This window comes from Arthrobacter sp. AFG7.2, from assembly GCF_002892835.1.
Lineage (GTDB): Bacteria > Actinomycetota > Actinomycetes > Actinomycetales > Micrococcaceae > Arthrobacter.
In genome coordinates this window covers 30,427-47,885 of record NZ_PJMB01000014.1, presented here as the reverse complement: position 1 = coordinate 47,885, position 17,459 = coordinate 30,427, and the positions used below count along the sequence as shown (strand labels likewise).

The 17,459-nt window shown below is 64.3% G+C and carries 16 protein-coding genes; 10 read left to right on the top strand and 6 right to left on the bottom strand.

Features of this window, described 5'->3' with window-relative positions; genetic code table 11:
* The first annotated feature begins 360 nt into the window (after nucleotides 1-360).
* On the top strand, nucleotides 361-1,803 hold the full coding sequence (locus CXX84_RS18135) for an L-serine ammonia-lyase (protein ID WP_102978122.1): 1,443 nt from the start codon (nucleotides 361-363) through the stop codon (nucleotides 1,801-1,803).
* Nucleotides 1,804-1,821: 18 nt separating this feature from the next.
* On the opposite strand, the gene CXX84_RS18130 is transcribed toward CXX84_RS18135, so the two are convergent.
* Complete coding sequence (locus CXX84_RS18130) at nucleotides 1,822-2,367, bottom strand: TspO/MBR family protein (protein WP_102978121.1); 546 nt, start codon at nucleotides 2,365-2,367, stop codon at nucleotides 1,822-1,824.
* Between the two features lie 158 nt (nucleotides 2,368-2,525).
* On the opposite strand from CXX84_RS18130, the gene CXX84_RS18125 reads away from it, so the two are divergent.
* From CXX84_RS18125 to CXX84_RS18115, 3 genes are all read left to right on the top strand, one after another.
* Nucleotides 2,526-3,599 carry a lipid II:glycine glycyltransferase FemX gene (locus tag CXX84_RS18125; RefSeq protein ID WP_102978120.1) on the top strand — a complete coding sequence of 358 codons (1,074 nt, stop codon included), beginning with the start codon at nucleotides 2,526-2,528 and terminating at the stop codon, nucleotides 3,597-3,599.
* Between the two features lie 124 nt (nucleotides 3,600-3,723).
* A complete protein-coding gene (locus CXX84_RS18120; RefSeq protein ID WP_102978143.1) occupies nucleotides 3,724-5,013 on the top strand; it encodes a peptidoglycan bridge formation glycyltransferase FemA/FemB family protein in 1,290 nt (429 codons plus the stop codon).
* 37 nt (nucleotides 5,014-5,050) lie between these two features.
* Nucleotides 5,051-6,553 carry a threonine/serine exporter ThrE family protein gene (locus CXX84_RS18115; RefSeq protein ID WP_102978119.1) on the top strand — a complete coding sequence of 501 codons (1,503 nt, stop codon included), beginning with the start codon at nucleotides 5,051-5,053 and terminating at the stop codon, nucleotides 6,551-6,553.
* Nucleotides 6,554-6,583: 30 nt separating this feature from the next.
* Here CXX84_RS18115 and CXX84_RS18110 read toward each other — a convergent pair whose 3' ends face one another.
* Both CXX84_RS18110 and CXX84_RS18105 read right to left on the bottom strand, forming a co-directional pair.
* Nucleotides 6,584-7,423: a siderophore-interacting protein gene (locus tag CXX84_RS18110; protein ID WP_102978118.1), complete on the bottom strand. Its 840-nt coding sequence runs from the start codon at nucleotides 7,421-7,423 to the stop codon at nucleotides 6,584-6,586.
* 14 nt (nucleotides 7,424-7,437) lie between these two features.
* On the bottom strand, nucleotides 7,438-8,208 hold the full coding sequence (locus tag CXX84_RS18105; protein ID WP_102978117.1) for a uracil-DNA glycosylase: 771 nt from the start codon (nucleotides 8,206-8,208) through the stop codon (nucleotides 7,438-7,440).
* Nucleotides 8,209-8,337: 129 nt separating this feature from the next.
* Here CXX84_RS18105 and CXX84_RS18100 point away from each other — a divergent pair, with 129 nt between their 5' ends.
* From CXX84_RS18100 to groL, 5 genes are all read left to right on the top strand, one after another.
* Nucleotides 8,338-8,667 (top strand): DUF3263 domain-containing protein, encoded by a 330-nt coding sequence (locus tag CXX84_RS18100; RefSeq protein WP_102978116.1) that lies wholly within the window; start codon nucleotides 8,338-8,340, stop codon nucleotides 8,665-8,667.
* 50 nt (nucleotides 8,668-8,717) lie between these two features.
* Nucleotides 8,718-9,359, top strand: a complete 642-nt coding sequence (locus CXX84_RS18095) for a LytR C-terminal domain-containing protein (RefSeq protein WP_102978115.1) — start codon at nucleotides 8,718-8,720, stop codon at nucleotides 9,357-9,359.
* A gap of 190 nt (nucleotides 9,360-9,549) precedes the next feature.
* Nucleotides 9,550-9,756 carry a cold-shock protein gene (locus CXX84_RS18090; RefSeq protein WP_146031895.1) on the top strand — a complete coding sequence of 69 codons (207 nt, stop codon included), beginning with the start codon at nucleotides 9,550-9,552 and terminating at the stop codon, nucleotides 9,754-9,756.
* Nucleotides 9,753-11,030: an ABC transporter substrate-binding protein gene (locus tag CXX84_RS18085; RefSeq protein ID WP_411266228.1), complete on the top strand. Its 1,278-nt coding sequence runs from the start codon at nucleotides 9,753-9,755 to the stop codon at nucleotides 11,028-11,030. The genes CXX84_RS18090 and CXX84_RS18085 overlap by 4 nt, the downstream gene beginning before the upstream one ends.
* A gap of 286 nt (nucleotides 11,031-11,316) precedes the next feature.
* The gene (groL, locus tag CXX84_RS18080; RefSeq protein WP_102978113.1) at nucleotides 11,317-12,951 is read left to right on the top strand and encodes a chaperonin GroEL; all 1,635 of its coding nucleotides are present in this window, start codon (nucleotides 11,317-11,319) and stop codon (nucleotides 12,949-12,951) included.
* Between the two features lie 87 nt (nucleotides 12,952-13,038).
* Here groL and CXX84_RS18075 read toward each other — a convergent pair whose 3' ends face one another.
* Entirely contained in the window at nucleotides 13,039-14,349 is a 1,311-nt protein-coding gene (locus CXX84_RS18075; protein WP_102978112.1) for an ABC transporter substrate-binding protein, read from the bottom strand.
* 236 nt (nucleotides 14,350-14,585) lie between these two features.
* Between CXX84_RS18075 and CXX84_RS18070 the strand changes: the two genes are divergently transcribed.
* Nucleotides 14,586-15,563 (top strand): ribonuclease HI family protein, encoded by a 978-nt coding sequence (locus tag CXX84_RS18070; protein ID WP_102978141.1) that lies wholly within the window; start codon nucleotides 14,586-14,588, stop codon nucleotides 15,561-15,563.
* A gap of 7 nt (nucleotides 15,564-15,570) precedes the next feature.
* Here the strand turns inward: CXX84_RS18070 and CXX84_RS18065 are convergent, their stop codons facing one another.
* Nucleotides 15,571-15,858 (bottom strand): WXG100 family type VII secretion target, encoded by a 288-nt coding sequence (locus tag CXX84_RS18065; RefSeq protein ID WP_102978111.1) that lies wholly within the window; start codon nucleotides 15,856-15,858, stop codon nucleotides 15,571-15,573.
* A gap of 107 nt (nucleotides 15,859-15,965) precedes the next feature.
* Nucleotides 15,966-17,459 (bottom strand): sensor histidine kinase, encoded by a 1,494-nt coding sequence (locus CXX84_RS18060; RefSeq protein WP_189337651.1) that lies wholly within the window; start codon nucleotides 17,457-17,459, stop codon nucleotides 15,966-15,968.

Below are 17,459 nucleotides of genomic sequence, written 5' to 3'. Positions count from 1 at the left end.
TCCTCCATGCCTGGCTTCGGGACCAGCGGACCGGACATTTTCACGCGTGCTGCTGGCGTGGTCACCTTTGCCCGGTGGGACCGGCATCCTCCGCGGTTTCGTCCGGGGCCACCGGACCGGACATTTTCACGCGTGCTGCTCCTTCGTCGCTTTGACGCACGCTTTCGAAAAGTCCGGCTCCGCCGGCCCCTTGCGGGCCTGGCACCTTGGGTGAGGGCGCAGGCGGCTGGTCGGATTCCGGAGGCGGGCGTCTAAGGGAGCGTCACGTCCGCGCAGCGGGCGTCCACGCGACCGAGCCCGCGGAGGAATTCGGCCGGTCGCACCCAACCCGACCATGAACTTTAGTTAGGAATACCCGTTATGGCTGTTGGTGTCTTTGATCTTTTTTCGATCGGGATTGGGCCTTCGTCTTCTCATACTGTGGGGCCGATGCGGGCTGCTGCTGAGTTTGCTGAGGAGTTGAAGGGCTCCGGTGTGTTGGCGGAGGTGGCGGCGTTGCGGGTGGACCTGTACGGGTCGCTCGCCGCGACGGGTCATGGCCATGGCACGATGACTGCGGTCCTGTTGGGGTTGGAGGGGTTTCATCCGGAGTTGATCCTGCCCGATGAGGTGGAGGAACGCCTGGCCGCGATCGCGGAGACGGGCCTGCTGCAGCTGGCCGGTGCGGTGCCCCTGCCGTATGGGGTGAAGGACATGGTGCTGCGGCCGTTGACGGTCCTGCCGCGGCACACCAACGGCATGACGTTTACGGTCTCCGACGCCGGCGGCCGGGTTCTGCACACGGCGACGTTCTTCTCGGTGGGCGGCGGGTTCATTGTCCGCGAGGGCGAGGAGGACGCAGCCCAGCAGGAGCTGGAGGAGTCCAAGAAGGAACTTCCCTTGCCGTTCCGGACGGCGGCGGAGTTGCTGGAGCACTGCCGGGAAACGGGCCTCGGTATCAGCGACGTGATGCGGGTCAACGAGGAAGACAGCCGCACCCCTGAAGAAATCCGCGAAGGCCTGCTGCATATCTACTCCGTCATGGAGGGCTGCGTGGCCACGTCCCTAAAGCGTGAGGGTGTGCTGCCGGGCGGGTTAAAGGTCCGCCGGCGGGCGCCGGACTGGTATGACCGGCTGCGGAAGGAATCCGCCCGGCCCGCCGGGGAGGATCCGGAGGGTGAGGGCGCGGACACCGAGTTCCATGATCCGAAGTATTGGCAGGAGTGGGTTAACTTGATCGCCCTGGCGGTCAATGAGGAGAACGCCTCCGGCGGCCGGGTGGTGACTGCGCCGACGAACGGGGCGGCGGGGATCATCCCTGCCGTGTTGTATTACGCGCTGCATTTCGCGCCGGGCATGGACAAAGCCACCCAGGAGGACCGGGATGACGTCGTCGTCAGGTTTTTGCTGGCCGCGGCCGCTGTCGGGGTGCTGTACAAGGAGCAGGCGTCGATTTCGGGGGCTGAGGTGGGGTGCCAGGGTGAGGTGGGGTCGGCGTCGTCGATGGCCGCGGCCGGCCTGGCCGAGGTGATGGGCGGGACACCCCAACAGGTGGAGAACGCGGCGGAGATCGCGATGGAGCACAACCTGGGCCTGACCTGTGACCCGATCGGGGGACTGGTGCAGGTGCCCTGCATCGAGCGGAACGCGATTGCTGCGGCGAAGGCGATCAACGCCGCGAAAATGGCGCTCTGGGGCGACGGGTCCCACCGGGTCTCCCTCGATGAGGTCATCGTGACCATGCGGGAGACCGGCAAGGACATGAGCTCCAAATACAAGGAAACGGCCATGGGCGGCCTCGCCGTCAACGTCGTCGAATGCTAAAGGCCGGCAGCGTGACTTTCAGTTGTTGAGCGCAGCCCACCAGTTCAGGCTGGAAGCGAACACCAGCCAGGCAATGTAGGGCAACAGCAGCAGCCCGGCGGTCCTGCTGATCGGCCCAAAGTAGATAACTGTGACCGTGACGGCAGCGATCAGGGCAAGAATGATGGCCAGCGCCAGCCACAGAGCGGCGGTACCCAGCGCGGGGTATAAACCGAAGAACACCGGAGTCCAGGCAAGATTCAGGACCAGTTGCACCCCGTAAACGGCTAATGCCGGCCTGGTTTTGGCAGCCCGCTTGCGCCACACCAGCCACGCGGCAACCGCCATGGCCGTGTACAGCAGGGTCCACACCGGCCCGAAAATCCAGTTGGGCGGCGACCAGGGTGCCTTGTCAGCAGTGGAGTACCAGCCGTCCACATTGCTGGCTGTAGAGAACCCTCCGAGCCCGGCCACCAGGAAGGACGCCGCCAGGAACCCAAGCAGGGCCACGGCCTGGACCCGGGTGCTGTACGGCTGGTCCCTCGTGTCCGGCTGGGACGCCAACTCTTCGTGGTTCGGCTTCATGCTTCCACCCTTGCCAACGGCCCTCCCCGAGTCAAGGGCGTCCACCTGGCTGCGCTGCTGAAAAGCCGGGACGGCATCAGGCTTTAGACTTGAGGCTGCATGTCCGCACGCAGACACGAGTACCGAACCGCGCACGAAACCGATTGGACACGGCCCCCTTGCGAGAATTTACCGCACGCTTTGCCACAGCCGAAGAGATTGAAAACTGGGACAAGCACGTCACGGCCAACCCCCACGGCGGAAATATGCTGCAGTCAGCCGCGTACGCGTCGGTAAAGAACGGCAGCGGCTGGAAAGTCCGCTTCCTGGTGCTGGAGGACGGGAAAGCCGCCAGCTATAATCTGGTGCTCGAAAAGAACTTCCCGGTGCTGGGCCGCCTCTGGTACCTCATCAAGGGGCCGGACCTGGAGTCGCCCGCGGACCTCAAAGCCGGGCTGGAGGCATGTGCCGCCTTTGCACGCAGCCAGAAGCTCGGCCTCTTCACCATCAAGATTGAACCGGACATCGTGGATTCGGACGAGGCGCAGCTGCACCTGACAGAGGCCGGCCTGCTCAAGGCGCCCAACATCCAGTCCAATGATTCCACAGCGCTGCTGGACATTTCCGGACCGGAAGAAGTTGTCTTCAAAGCGATCTCCTCCCGCGCACGCAACGCCATTCGCCGCGCAGAGCGGGAAGGCTGCGAGGTGGTCCGCAAGGAACACGGTCCGGAAACCTACCGTGCCCTGTATGACCTGATGGCAGACACCGTCAAGGCAAAGGGCTCAATGCCCCTGCGCAGCTACGAGTACTACGCGGCCTTCTGGGACGAGTTCTGCAACCGCGGTCAGGGACATTTCTTCTTCACCTACGAGGACGGCAAACCCAGTGTGGGCGCGTTCGTCATCAATTACGGAGCGAAGGCCACCTACAAGGACGGCGGTTCCACCCAGAACCGCAAGCAGTACGGCGATTCGCACCTGGTCCAGTGGACAGCGATCCGGCGAATGCAGGAACTTGGCTGCACGGAATACGACTTCTGCGGCACCCCGCCCTCCACCCGGATCAAGGACAAGAGCCACAACCTTTACGGCATGGGCATGTTCAAGACCAGCTTCACCAAGACGGTGACAGATTTTGTTGGCTGCCACGACTACGTCCTTGCGCCCCTGAAACACCGGCTCTGGGTCAAGGGGGCCGAAAAGGTGTTCCGCCGGATCGAAACTGCCCGCACCGGCCAACAGTTCTACTGACCTCAAGCAGTGGCGCAGCTTCCCGCTGTCCTGCCGCCATCCCAAACCTTGCCAATAGCCGGCCGATGCCAGGCCACTCATTCGTGAAGAAGGTAGACCCTTGACTGCACCCACCGCCTCCGACCTGGAGTTCGCTGTGCTCAGCGATGCCGAATTCGAGCAGTTCGCACTGAAACACCCGCAGAACAGCTTCCTGCAGTCCATTGACTTCGCGCGCTTCCAGCGTGCCAGGGGCCAGCGGCTCGAACTCTTCGGTGTCCGGCGTGACGGTGAACTGGTTGCGGCCGGAAAACTGAACTTCACTGCCACCCGCCTGGGGTACACCGTGTGTGAATGTGCCAAGGGCCCCCTCATGGACTACACGGACGCCGCCCTGGTGCGCGCCGTCGTCGGACTTCTCCGCAAGCATGCCCAGGAGCGGAAGGCCGCGGAACTGCGGATCTCCCCGAACCTCAAGTACATCGCGCGGGATGCTGACGGCGCGGAACACCCCGAGGTTGAGGACAACCGGCCCCTGGTTGCACAGCTCGGCGGGCTGGGCTTTGAACACCAGGGACTGGAGATGAATTTCGTCAACGTCAACTGGATGTTCATTAAGAGCCTGGAGGGCGTCCAGGACGAGGAAGAACTGATCATGGGCACCAGCTACCGGACCCGGAAGGCCATCCGCAAAGCGGAAAAGAACGGCGTCTTCCTGGAACAGGCAACGCTGGAGACCCTCGACGAGTTTTATGGCGCCCTGAGCAGGGCCGGTGACGAAAAGGGTTTCGTGTACCGCGAACGTGCCTACTATGAGCAACTGCTCCGTACGACGTCCGCCGAGTTCACCAAACTCATGATGGCCAAGATCGATATCCCCGCTTACCGCAAGTCCATCACGGAGCGGCTGGAGGCGGAATCCGCGACGGCCGCTGAACTGCGCCGTGAGGTGGAAGAGACCGGGAGCAAGAAAAAGGCCAACCGGCTCAAAGTGGTCCAGGACCTGGTGGACAGCTACGAACGAAGCCTGAAGGACATCGAACGCTTCCCTGATTCCGTGGGCGTGGCCACCGTGGCCGCCATCCATTTCGTCTGCTACGGCGACGAAGTGGTCTGCGTCATCGGCGGCACCGTGCAGGACTACATCTACTTCAACGGCGCCACGTCGCTGTACTGGGGCATGATGCTGCATGCCCTTGAAAAGGGCTACCCGCGGTACAACTTCTACGGGACGTTCGGCATCTCGGGCCAGGACGAGGAAGGCCACGGCGGCTACGAGTTCAAGAAGGGGTTCGGCGGGGAAGTGGTCCAGCTCGTGGGTGACTTCGTGATGCCTGTCCGGCCAGCCCTGTTCCAAGCCAACAAATTGGCCCGCTCGGCGGCCGGCGCTGCCCGCCTCCTGCTGGGCAAGCTGCCATTCAAGCGCTCCACCTGAGACATTCTGAACATCACCACGACGGGAGGAAGGACCCATGACTGAGCGGCCTGATCACCCCGGCGACGGAACCCCAAAGGTAAGGCCGCGTACGGACGGCCTGCCCAAAACCGAGCCGCTGACTCCCTCCCAACTTCGCCAGAACGCCGCCGCCAAGAGGATGCTGCGGCGCCTGGTGCAGGGCGAGAACCCGCCCACGGCTCCCATGAGTATCGTGGACAGGCTCACCGGCAGCCCCTACGCGAATCCCATGATCCAGGTGGGAGGCGTGGACACGTCCGCCCGCAAGACCCTGGACTTCGCCCTGCACCTGGCCGAAACCATGTTCCGCTACGGTGCAGGCGCCCTCGAGGTGGAAACCAGCATCATCGCCGTCACCGCGGCATTGGGCCTGAAGAACATCGAAGTGGACATCACAAACCAGTCGGTGGGCATCAATTACGCCCCCAAAGACCAGACGCCCATCTCGCTGCTGCGGGTGGTCCGCTCCTGGACCAACAACTATGCAGGCCTCGCCAAGGTCCACCAGCTGGTGACGGACATCGTTGCCGGGGGAGTGGGGCGTGACGAGGCGATCCGCCGGCTGGATGAGGCGATCACCAGTCCCAAGCCGTTCCCGCGCTGGATGGTGACGGCGGCGTTCGGAATTTTCGCCGCAGCCTTTGTTGCTGTCCTGGGCGGGGGACCGGTGTCCTCTGCCATAGCCTTCGCAGCCAACATCGGGGTCAGCCTGCTGGCCCGCCAGCTGGGGCGGTGGCGCGTGCCGGACTTCTTCACCACTGCCAGCTGTTCCTTCGTGGTGACACTGCTGGCTCTGGTCCTCTGGCAGTTCGGCATGACAACATCGCCGGCCATTGTAGTGGTGGGCGGCATCCTCCTGCTCCTGCCAACGGGACGCCTTGTCTCCTCCGTGCAGGACGCCATCAACGGCTTCCCAGTGACGGCGGCAGGCAGGTTCCTGTCCACGCTGCTCACCTTCGGGGCCATTGTGGCAGGCATCGCCGTCGCCTTCGTCGTGGGGGAGCTGACCGGAATGCAGCGCATCGACGTGACGCAGACCTTCCCGCCCGCCTATGACCTCTGGGTGCTGGTGATCCTCGTTGCCGTGGCGGTGATGGCCATCGGGGTCACGGAGCAGACTACCTGGCAGCTCCTGCTCCCCACCGCGGCCGTGGGGGTGGCAGGCTACTTCGTCCTGCTGGGCGGCAACCTGCTGGGCGTCGGGGACCGGTTCTCGCCCGCCCTTGCAGCCGTGGTGATCGGCCTGCTCGCCCGCGTGGTCGCCTTGAGGATGGGCGCACCCCAGCTGGTGGTTGCAGTGCCGGCGGCGCTGATCCTGCTGCCGGGCCTGACCATCTTCCGGTCGATGTACGTGCTCACCATCGAGGAGGCCGAGATCCTGCTCGGCGCCGGCGGGATGCTCAACGCCGGTGCCATCGTGCTGGGCACAGCCGGGGGGATCGTGCTCGGGGATACACTGGCGAGGCCATTAACCCGAAGCCTGGCCAGCAACGAGCGGCGGCGCGCCCGCCGCCGCTGACCGGAACCGCTGTAGCCAGATCTGAGTTGCTCAGATCTGGCCGACGGGCAGTTTCTTCTCAGCCTGGAAAACGTCCTCAACGCGGCCCTTGGCCCAGTAGCCGGACAGGGACACCTGCTTGCGTTCGAGGCCGCGCTGCACGAAGAGAACGTCCCGGAGCGCCTTCATGTAGCCGCGCTCGCCGTGGGCAAAAACATCAACCCTGCCGGCAGGCCAATCCGCGTTGGCCACTGCCTGCACCAGGAGATTGCCTTCGCCGGCGGGGACTCCGTGGCGGTAGAGCCAGTGGACGTCTACTCCCGACGGGGCGGCTATGGGCTGGACGTCAGCGTCGGAATCAACCTCAAGGAAAGCCACACCGGCAGCGCTGGCCGGCAAGGCTTCAAGGCAGGCGGCAATGGCGGGCAGGGCGGCCTCGTCGCCTGCGAACAGGTACCAGTCGGCTTCAGGGTCCGGGTTGTATCCGCCGCCGGGGCCGGTAAAGACCAAGGTGTCGCCCGGCTGTGCCTTGGCCGCCCACGGCCCCGCCAACCCGTCGTCGCCGTGAACCACAAAATCGATGGCAAGTTCCCGGGCCGCCACATCCACCCAACGGAGCGTGTACGTGCGCGTGAAGGGCCATTGTTCCCGCGGCATGGTCTCGCGGATGCTCCACAGATCCAGCGGGGAGGAGTACTCAACACCAGGCTGCGGGAAGACAATTTTGACGTACCGGTCAACAAAGCCGTTGTTGACGAAGTCCGCAAACCCGTCTCCGCCGGCAACAATCCTGACCATGTGCGGCGTGAGCTGTTCCCGGCGCATCACCGTGAGGTTGATCTGGGGGCGGCTTTTCTTGCTGGCGCTTGTGGCGGCGGGAACAATGCTCATAAGGCAAGCCTAAGCTAGGGCGCCGGCGGAAGCTCCCAGATGACGTCCGCGGCACCCTGCCCATGCAGCAGCGCGTTGACCCGGCTGAATGGCCGGGAACCGAAAAAGCCGCGGGACGCGGACAGCGGACTGGGGTGGGCGCTTGCTACCGCCGGGACGCTTGGAAGAAGCCGGCGTACGCTCTCCGCGTCCTTTCCCCACAGCACCGCTGCCAGAGGCAGCGGTGACCCGTCCGGTGCCCGCCGCGCGGCAAGGGCCTCGACGGCCGCCGTCGTAATGTCCTCCCAGCCTTTCCTGCGGTGGGAACCGGCAGACCCCGCCCGTACCGTCATCACCCTGTTCAGGAGCAGCACCCCCTGCCCGGCCCACGCGGAGAGGTCGCCGTGGACTCTCGGGGGGATTCCCAGGTCTGCTTCGAGCTCCCGGTAAATGTTCGCCAGGCTGCGGGGAAGGGGACGGACGTGCGGACCGACGGAGAAGGACAATCCGACGGCGTGTCCGGGCGTCGGATAGGGATCCTGGCCCACGATTAAGACCTTTACGTCCGCGAGCGGCTGGCGGAAGGCACGCAGGACGTTCGACGGCGCCGGCAGGACAGGGTGCCCGGCCGCCACTTCGCCTGCCACGAAACGCAGAACGCCGCGAAGTTCAGCCTCCACGCCCGAAAGCGCGGCGGCCCAGTCGGGCGCCATGAGCTCTGCCAGAGGAAGCTCCGCCAGCCCGGCGAAGGTGGCGCTGCCGTCAGGATCGTGCTCCAGCTCAAACAAGGCGTCTGGTTCAAACATCGTCCTATTCTTGCAGGGTGGCCCAATGCCCCGGCGGCGAAGCAGTGCTCCGCCCAAATGACAAGGGTGTTATTCGTCCGTAGCATGGGGGTCAGACATTTTTCGGAAACCAGCTAAGGAGTGTGCGCCGTGGCGGAACCAGCCCGCGAGCTCCCGTCGGAGCAGGAAGCCCCGCAGTCCCTCCTGGCCGGCTTCACGCTGCGGGAGTCGCCGCTGAGTGAACGGGACCAGCAGATGCTCGCACTGGAGCGCCAGTGGTGGAAGTACGCCGGTGCCAAGGAACAGGCCATCCGGGAACTCTTCGATCTGTCCGCCACGCACTATTACCAGCTCCTCAATGCCCTCATCGATACCGAGGATGCGCTGGCCCACGACCCCATGCTGGTCAAGAGATTGCGTAGACTACGTACGTCGCGTCACCGTGCACGCACTGCACGGCGCCTGGGGTCCGACGCATAAGACGCTCACGCTGAGTCCTCAGCAGCTACACACAAGGATGTCTCTTTTCCATGACCAAATACGCCCGCGATGAGTTCGACAAGGTCCCTGAGACGGCGTCGAGACAAGGTGTTCACCGCACAGCCTCTGCTCCGTCACGGACCCGGCTTTGGCCCATCCTGGCGGCAGGCATCGTCGCACTGGCCATCGGCGCGGTTTCCTTCCTCATCCTGCCCAAGCTCGGATTCAGCGGTCCGGCAACCCAGGCCTCGTCAAGTGTGGAAGCTCCACTCGCGGTGACCGGGCCCACCCCGTCCGCCGCGCACGGCGCATCAGACAGCCCGTCCGCCGAGCCTGAACCCTCGGCCCCTTCCGAAGATGCCGCGCCGGAAGGTGGCGACGAGCCCGGCTCCGAACCCACTGAGCAGGCTGAGCCGGTGGACAAGACGCAGTCCGTGGCGGTGTACAACGCCGCCGGAACCGCCGGGCTGGCAAGCCGGGTTGGCGGAACCGTCAAGTCAGACGGCTGGACCCTGGGCCAGGTCGGCAACTGGGCGGGTGCGCCGCAGCAGGGCTCCATCATCTTCTACTCCGGAGCTGCGCAGCTTGGGAACGCGCAGGCCCTTGCGGAACTCTTGGGGGTGCCCACAGTGGTGAACAGTACTGAATTCCAGGTTCCGCTGGTAGTGGTGCTGGGCCCCGGATACCGATAAGCCGGGCATAACCTGTCCATCAGGCGGTTCCCTCCTGTGGCCAGGGGGATTGCGCGTCTATAACGTTTGGTGCCAGCCGTAGAGGGTCCCGGCGCTGGAGCCGGGCTTTGGCTAGAGTGATTTCCAGGCTTCAACCGGATGGCGGCGCCGGGGCGCCGTCGTCCCGGACCTAGTGGAGAGAGTGGTCATGATGGCACGAGGAACCGTTAAGTGGTTCAACGCGGAGAAGGGCTACGGTTTCATCACCGTTGACGGCTCAGGCGACGACATTTTTGTCCACTGGTCCGCTATCCAGGGCGAGGGCTACCGCGCACTGGATGAAGGGCAGCGCGTAGAACTCGAAGTCGGCGAAGGCGAGAAGGGCCCGCAGGCGGAAAGCGTCCGGCCTGCCGAGTGAAGCACCTGCTCTCCATTGCCGCGCCCGGCCGCCAGGTACTGGCAGCAGTCGTCGGCTGCTCACTTGCCCTGACCGCATGCTCGGGAGTAACAGGTAACGCGCGAACGGAAACAGCGGAGGCGTCCGGTGACGGCACCTTACGCGTTGGCCTCATCCTGGACAACAGCGGTCCCAACGGCTTCCTCAACGCTCCCCAGGCAGCGGCCGCCAAACTCGCCATTAAGGACATCAATGCTGCCGGCGGGCACAAAGGCCGGCCCGTGGAACTTCTGCCCTTTGACGCCGGACAGGAGCCGGCGGCGCAGGCGCAGGCACTGGTCCAGGCCGCAGCGGACGTCGTCATTGGCCCTACCGATTCCAGCCATGCCACAGCAGCAGTGGACATCCTATCCAGGGCCAGGACCCCGCTGATCTCGCCCGCCAATACCGCGGCCGGGCTCAGCAGCATTGCAAGCGGCGGATACTACTTCCGGACGGCCGCCGCCGACGTCGCACAGGGTCCCGTGCTGGTTAAACTCGCCAAGGATGCCGGTGCCACGTCCCTTGTGGTGATGTACCAGGAGGGCTCCTACGGCAGCGGTGTTTCGGCTTCCGTCTCCGCTTCCGCGGAACAGGCGGGCCTGGACGTCCTCGCAGCGACGGGGTTCACGCCAGGGGAAGCGGGAAGCGCCGCCACATCAGCCCGCGAGGCAAATCCGGACGCTGTCATCGTCATAGCCCGTGACGGCGCGCACGGCGCCCTGGCTGAACTGCACAACGCCGGCCTCGCCGGCTCGAAGCTCGTGCTGAGTGACGGTGCCTTCAGCCGGTACGGCTCCAAACTGGGAGCCAAGGCCCTCGAAGGTGCCCGTGCAGTCGTACCAGGGCAACTCCCCTCGGCCGGGTTCCAGGAAAGACTGCTGGGCATTGACCCGGACCTGAAGGACGTGTCCTTTGCCGCCGAGACCTACGACGCCGTAAACCTTGCCGCGCTCGCAGCGGCCAGGGCCGAGGATGACGCCGGCCGCTCCATCGCCGCAAGCCTGATTGCGGTGTCGGGCGGGACGGCCGAGGGGGCAGGTGGCGCGGAAGCGGCGCCGCCATGTTCCAGCTACAGGGAGTGCCTTGCGGCTAAGGCCTCCGGCGAGGACATTAATTACGACGGCGAATCGGGTCCGGTCGCTTTCGACGTCAACGGCGATATCACGTCCGCCACTTTTACTGTGTTCACTTACGGGGCGGACAACATTCCGACGGCCACCGGACTGGAAACGGCGGGCCGCGCAGCGAAGTGATCGCCCTTGGCGAAGGCAGCCAGGAAAGGCCCCTTTCGCCGCGTATTCGCTTGCACTCTATCCGGCAGAGTGCTAATTATTGAGTTAGCACTCTGACGTACCGACTGCTAAACAATGCTGGCTCCGGCCGGCGGCGGGCGGCACCGGTCGATGAGCGAAGAAACACCTAACTGGAGTGAGACCCACACCCGAAGGCATACAGAGGCCGGCGGCAACGGGTCGTCCGTCGCGGGCACTGCAGCGAAGGTTCATTCTTAACGACTGTCCCGAAAGGACTACTGCCGTTATGGCCAAGATCATTGCATTTGATGAAGAGGCACGCCGCGGCCTTGAGCGGGGCCTTAACACCCTCGCCGACGCCGTTAAGGTCACCCTCGGCCCGCGTGGACGCAACGTTGTCCTCGAAAAGAAGTGGGGCGCCCCCACGATCACCAACGATGGTGTTTCCATCGCCAAGGAGATCGAGCTGGACGATCCTTACGAGAAGATCGGCGCCGAGCTGGTCAAGGAAGTTGCCAAGAAGACGGATGACGTCGCCGGCGACGGAACCACCACGGCTACCGTGCTGGCCCAGGCCCTGGTCAAGGAAGGCCTGCGCAACGTTGCCGCCGGCGCTGACCCGCTGTCCCTCAAGCGCGGCATCGAGAAGGCCGTTGAAGCCGTCACCGCCGAGCTGCTGAACTCCGCCAAGGAAATCGAAACCAAGGAAGAGATTGCCGCCACGGCATCGATCTCCGCCGGTGACGACGAAATCGGTGCGCTGATCGCCGAAGCCCTCGACAAGGTGGGCAAGGAAGGCGTCATCACCGTCGAGGAGTCCAACACCTTCGGCCTGGAACTCGAGCTCACCGAAGGCATGCGCTTCGACAAGGGCTACATTTCCGCCTACTTCGTCACCGACGCTGAGCGCCAGGAAACGGTCCTCGAGGATCCGTACATCCTGATCGTCAACTCCAAGATCTCCAACGTCAAAGAACTGGTTGCTGTCCTCGAAAAGGTCATGCAGTCCAACAAGCCGCTGCTGATCATCGCCGAGGACATCGAGGGCGAGGCCTTGGCCACGCTGATCGTGAACAAGATCCGCGGCACCTTCAAGTCCGTCGCCGTCAAGGCTCCGGGCTTCGGCGACCGCCGGAAGGCCCAGCTGGCCGACATTGCCGTCCTGACCGGCGGCCAGGTCATCTCCGAAGAGGTTGGCCTCAAGCTCGAAACTGCCGGCCTGGAACTCCTGGGCCAGGCACGCAAGGTTGTTGTCACCAAGGACGAGACCACCATCGTCGAGGGTGCAGGCGACGCCGACCAGATCGCCGGCCGCGTATCCCAGATCCGCGCCGAGATCGAAAACTCCGACTCGGACTACGACCGCGAGAAGCTGCAGGAGCGCCTGGCCAAGCTGGCCGGCGGCGTTGCAGTCATCAAGGCCGGTGCAGCCACCGAAGTTGAGCTCAAGGAGCGGAAGCACCGCATCGAAGATGCAGTGCGCAACGCCAAGGCGGCCGTCGAAGAAGGCATCGTTGCCGGTGGCGGCGTGGCCCTCATCCAGGCAGGCGCCAAGGCCTTCGCCAACCTGAACCTGACGGGTGACGAGGCAACGGGCGCGAACATTGTCCGCGTTGCCATCGACGCTCCGCTGAAGCAGATCGCCTTCAACGCCGGCCTGGAGCCGGGTGTTGTTGTTGACAAGGTCCGCGGCCTGCCTGCCGGCCACGGCCTGAATGCAGCCACCGGCGAGTACGTCGACCTGCTTGCAGCCGGCGTCAACGATCCGGTCAAGGTGACCCGCTCTGCCCTGCAGAACGCGGCCTCCATCGCCGGCCTGTTCCTCACCACCGAGGCAGTCGTCGCCGACAAGCCGGAGAAGAATGCTGCTCCCGCTGGTGGAGACGACATGGGCGGCATGGGCGGCATGGGCGGCTTCTAAGCCCTCCTGCCGGGATCTGTCCCGCATCACACATGACTGTGGCCCCCTCCTCGGAGGGGGCCACATTCTTTTTGCAGTTGCGCGCTGTTACTTCCTGGCGCTGGCCAGCATCCCTTCAACTTCCTTCTTGAAAGCTTCGGCGGCGGCCTGGGGCGTGAGGCGGTCGTAGAGAACCTCATCGGTGTAGCGCTTGATGACGTTCTGCACGCTGCCTGCGCCCACCGGCGGAACCGGCGGTGCGTCCTTGATGTCGGGCGCGATGTCCTTCAGGAAGCCCACCACGGTAGTGTCAGCAGGCTTCAGCGACGGAGTAATGGTCTCAACAATGTCCGGGTTGGTGGGCACGCCACGGTCCGTCATCAGGATGGCGCCGGCTTCCGGGCTGTTGGCCAGGTAATTGATGAAGGTGGAGGCAGCTTCAGGGTTCTTGGAGCGTGATGAAGCGGACCAGAACATGGTGGGCTTGTAATACATGCCGTTGTCGGCGGCAGAACCGTCGATGCTGGGGGCCCGGAGCATCTTGATGCTGCTGCCGGTGGTGGACTCGAGCGATCCGAGCTGGTTGGTCCACCACCACGCCATGCCTACCCTGTTGGTGCCGAAGAGGCTCTCTTCGAGGCCGGCGCCGGAATCTTCGGTGGCTACCGTGGCAGGCGGACTTGCCTTGGAGTCGCGCTGTTCCTTCAGCCGTTCCCAGAACGAAGCGGCCGTGGCAGTGTCGAAATCAAGCTGGCCGTCCTGGGAGTACAGGTTTTCCCCGTGCTGGCGCAGCCAGATAATCAGGTCGGCTTCATTGCTGCCATAGGCAGCGCCGTAGTCTTTGCCGTCGCCGGCGGCGCTGATCTTCGAGGCAGTCTCCATGAACTCCGCCCACGTCCAGGAACTGTCATCCGGTACAGGAACGCCTGCTGCCTCGAAGACCTTCGTATTGGCCATGATCACGTACGCGTTCTGGCCGGTACTGAGGCCGTACTGGGCGCCGTCATACTGGCCTGAAGCCAGGGCTTCCTTGTCCAGCTTGGACGTATCGATTCCGCCCTGCTTGGACAGGTCAAGGAGCGCGCCGCGCCCGCCGTACTCGGCAATGTACTTCTGGTCCATTTGGATCACGTCCGGCGCATCATTCGCGGCGGTTTTGGTAGCCAACTTGTCCCAGTAGCTGCCCCACTCGCCCGGCTCGGACTCGATCTTGATGTTCGGATGCTCCGCCTCAAAGGCATCGATAACCTTTTCGGTTTGCGCGTTGAGGTACTCATTGCCCCACCATGCAAACCGAAGGGTCACTTCCTCATTGCTGTCCGAGCCTGAAGCGGAGCCGCAGCCTGTGGCGAGAATGGAAAGTGCAACTGCCGCTGCTCCGAACTGGAACTTTCTCCGGCTGAGTTTTGGGATCGTCATTGATGTGCCTTCCTGGTGCTGAGTGCGCTTTACGTTGAACTGCCACTGCATCCTCGCGGGGTGCAATGCAAATGAGAAAACGCTTTCTCATGTCAATAAGGAGATTCTGCCCGCCTGCGGCATCCGCGTCAAGACTTTTCGGTAACCGCTTTCCGGAGCCGTTGGCTGAGCGGCGGGGAAGCAGTGCGGCTGGGGTGGAACTCCGGTTTGTCGTGCCCGTCTGGCAGGATGGTCCGGTGACGATTACTGCAGCGGCTGATGGTTCGGCCTTGGGAAACCCTGGCCCGGCCGGCTGGGCCTGGTATGTGAATGACGACTGCTGGCGTGCCGGCGGGTGGCCGCACGGGACAAACAACCAGGGTGAACTGATGGCGGTGCTGGATCTGTTGCGGGCGACGTCCCATGTGCCACAGGAGGACCTGCGCATTCTTTGCGACAGCCAGTACGTCATTAACTCGATTACCAAGTGGATGCCCGGATGGAAGCGCAAAGGCTGGCGCAAAGCGGACGGCAAACCAGTCCTCAATGTGGAACTGCTCAAAGAGTTGGACCGCGAGCTCGCCGGACGGAAATACACCTTTGAATGGGTCAAGGGGCACGCCGGGCATGACCTGAATGAGGCCGCAGACGAACGTGCCAGGGCGGCCGCAACTGCCTATCAGCAGGGCGTGGCCGCACGTTCGGGGCCGGGCTTTCCCGGTGCCCATCATGCCGCTCAAGCAGCCGAAGAGAAGCATGTCCGCCCTTCGCCGTCAGGGGCGCGGCCTGAAACAGTAGCAACCTCGGCAGAAACCTATGAGGAGCCGGACCTTTTCAGCCAGCTGGACAGCCGGGGTTTCGACGGTGCAGAGACTGCAGCACTGGCTGCTGCCGCTTCCCCGGAGGCTGAAGTGGAAGAACTCGAGCGTGAGCTGCTCGGCCCGCTGGTGCGGGGGGACATTGGACGGACAGCCGTCCTGTTGCATCCCGATTTCATGGAGATCGGCAGCTCAGGCAGGGTGTGGACGCGAGACGCCATGATGATGGCACTTGAAGAGGACCCGGGGGAGCGGACCGACATCGAGATCCTCGGCGCGGAACGTCTCGGCGCGGAGGCAGTCCTCCTGACCTACCGCAGCTATGCGCGCTCAGGCAACACCCTTAGGAGCTCCCTGTGGGTGCTGGACGGCGGCCGCTGGCGGCTGCGGTTCCACCAGGGCACGCCGGAGGCCTAGAGGCAGCTCAGCTGAATCGCTGCGTGTTGCCCAGCTCCGCCTGCGCGTAGGTGGCGGCAGCAGAGGCCAGTGCGGTGTTAATGGAGGCCAGCGAGGCCTCAACCCTTCCCTGGGTTATGGTCCATTCCGTAATCAGTGCCTGGAAGTTCGTGGCAGCGGAACCACGCCATGAGCCCTGGAGTTCGTCCAGCCCGCGTTTCATTGCCTGGACGTCCGCGCTGATTCTGTCCACCGTTGACTGGACACTGGCGGACTTGAGCTGAAGGAGTTCGGTATCGACGGAGATAATGCTCATGGTGGTGCCTTTCGCTGAAGCGGCAGCTGCCGCTGGCGGGCCGGGCTGGTCCTGGCCCCTGGCATTGAGCGTATGGAAGCGGCTCCTTGCCCGGCCACCAAAGAGACCTATATGTGGATAACTTCGCCGTCGCTGCCTGTACTCTCCTCAGCACCTTCCCGGTCCAGCGGCGGGTCATCGCGCTTCGGCAGGCTCACCACCAGGGTGGCGCCGCCGCCGTCGGTCTTTTCCAGCCGCACCGTACCGCCGTGGGAGCCCACGATCGCAGCAACAATGGCCAGCCCCAGCCCGCTGCCTCCCGTCTCCCTGGTCCTGGAGGTGTCGGCCCGGTAAAACCGCTCAAAGACCTTGGATGCGTCCTCTTCCGTAATGCCGGGGCCGTGGTCCCGCACTTCGATGACGGACCGCAGCTGCCCGTCGTCCAGGGCGCGGACCCCGACGGCCAGCTCAATCGGACTGCCCTCCGGGGTGTACCGAAGAGCGTTGCCCACGAGGTTGCCTACAACCTGGCGGAGCTTGGCTTCGTCGCCCAGCACGGGGGCAGCGGTGGCAGGGCCACCGTCAAGGCCGGTCAAGGTAATGGAGCGGGAACGGTCGCTGGCCTGGGTGTCCACCACCGCATCATGCGCAATGAGATGCAGGTCCACGGGCTTCTGCTGCAGCGGCCGCTGCTCGTCAAGGCGTGCCAGGAGCAGCAGGTCTTCCACCATTGAACCCATCCGCTTGGCTTCGCTTTCGATCCTGCCCATGGCGGTGGACACGTCATCGTCGGTAGCCAGCGCGCCGTGCCGGTACAGCTCCGAGAACCCGCGGATGGTGACCAGCGGGGTCCGCAGCTCGTGGGATGCGTCAGCGGCGAACCGGCGCATCCGCTCCTCGGAAGCAGTGCGGGCGGCGAACGCTGTTTCGATATGGGCGAGCATGGCATTGAGGGACCTGCTAAGGCGGCCCAGTTCAGTGCTCGGGTTTTCAACGTCCACGCGGCGGGAGAGATCCCCGGCGGCGATCGCGGCAGCGGTCTTTTCCACCCGCGCCAGCGGCCGGAACGAACGCGAGACGGTCCAGCTTGCAATCAGGGACGCCAGCAGCAGGGTCAACAGCCCCACACCGGTCACCACCAGGGTGGCGTGCTTGAGGACGTCGTCCACGCTTCGCAGCGGCAACCCAATGACCACCACGGCTGCGGAATCCTCCGTCTGGACAGGAACGGCCACAACGCGCCAGTTCTCGCCGTCGTTGCCACGCACCTGGTAGGGGACAGCGCCGCGCGCCTGCGCCTGCTCCCTGCTGAGGGAGCTGATGTCCGGCCGGCTGTCCGGGTCACCGCCGAACTGGACAGGTGCCTGGTCAGGGAAGAAAAGGAGCAGCGAGTAGTCCGTGGGGACCATCGGGTTCGTGGGTGCCTGGAGCTGCGTAAACGAGCGCTGCTTCCGGGCGAGCTCCACTGCCGCGTACAGCTTGTCATCCACCTGTGCCTGGAGGTAGCTGTGGAGCAGTGTCAGGGTACCTGCCCCCGTTACCGTCAGGGCGACTATCAGCAGGGCCATGATCATGGCCACCAGTTGCGTCCTCAGTGAGGCCGACTTCCATCGCTGCAGCAA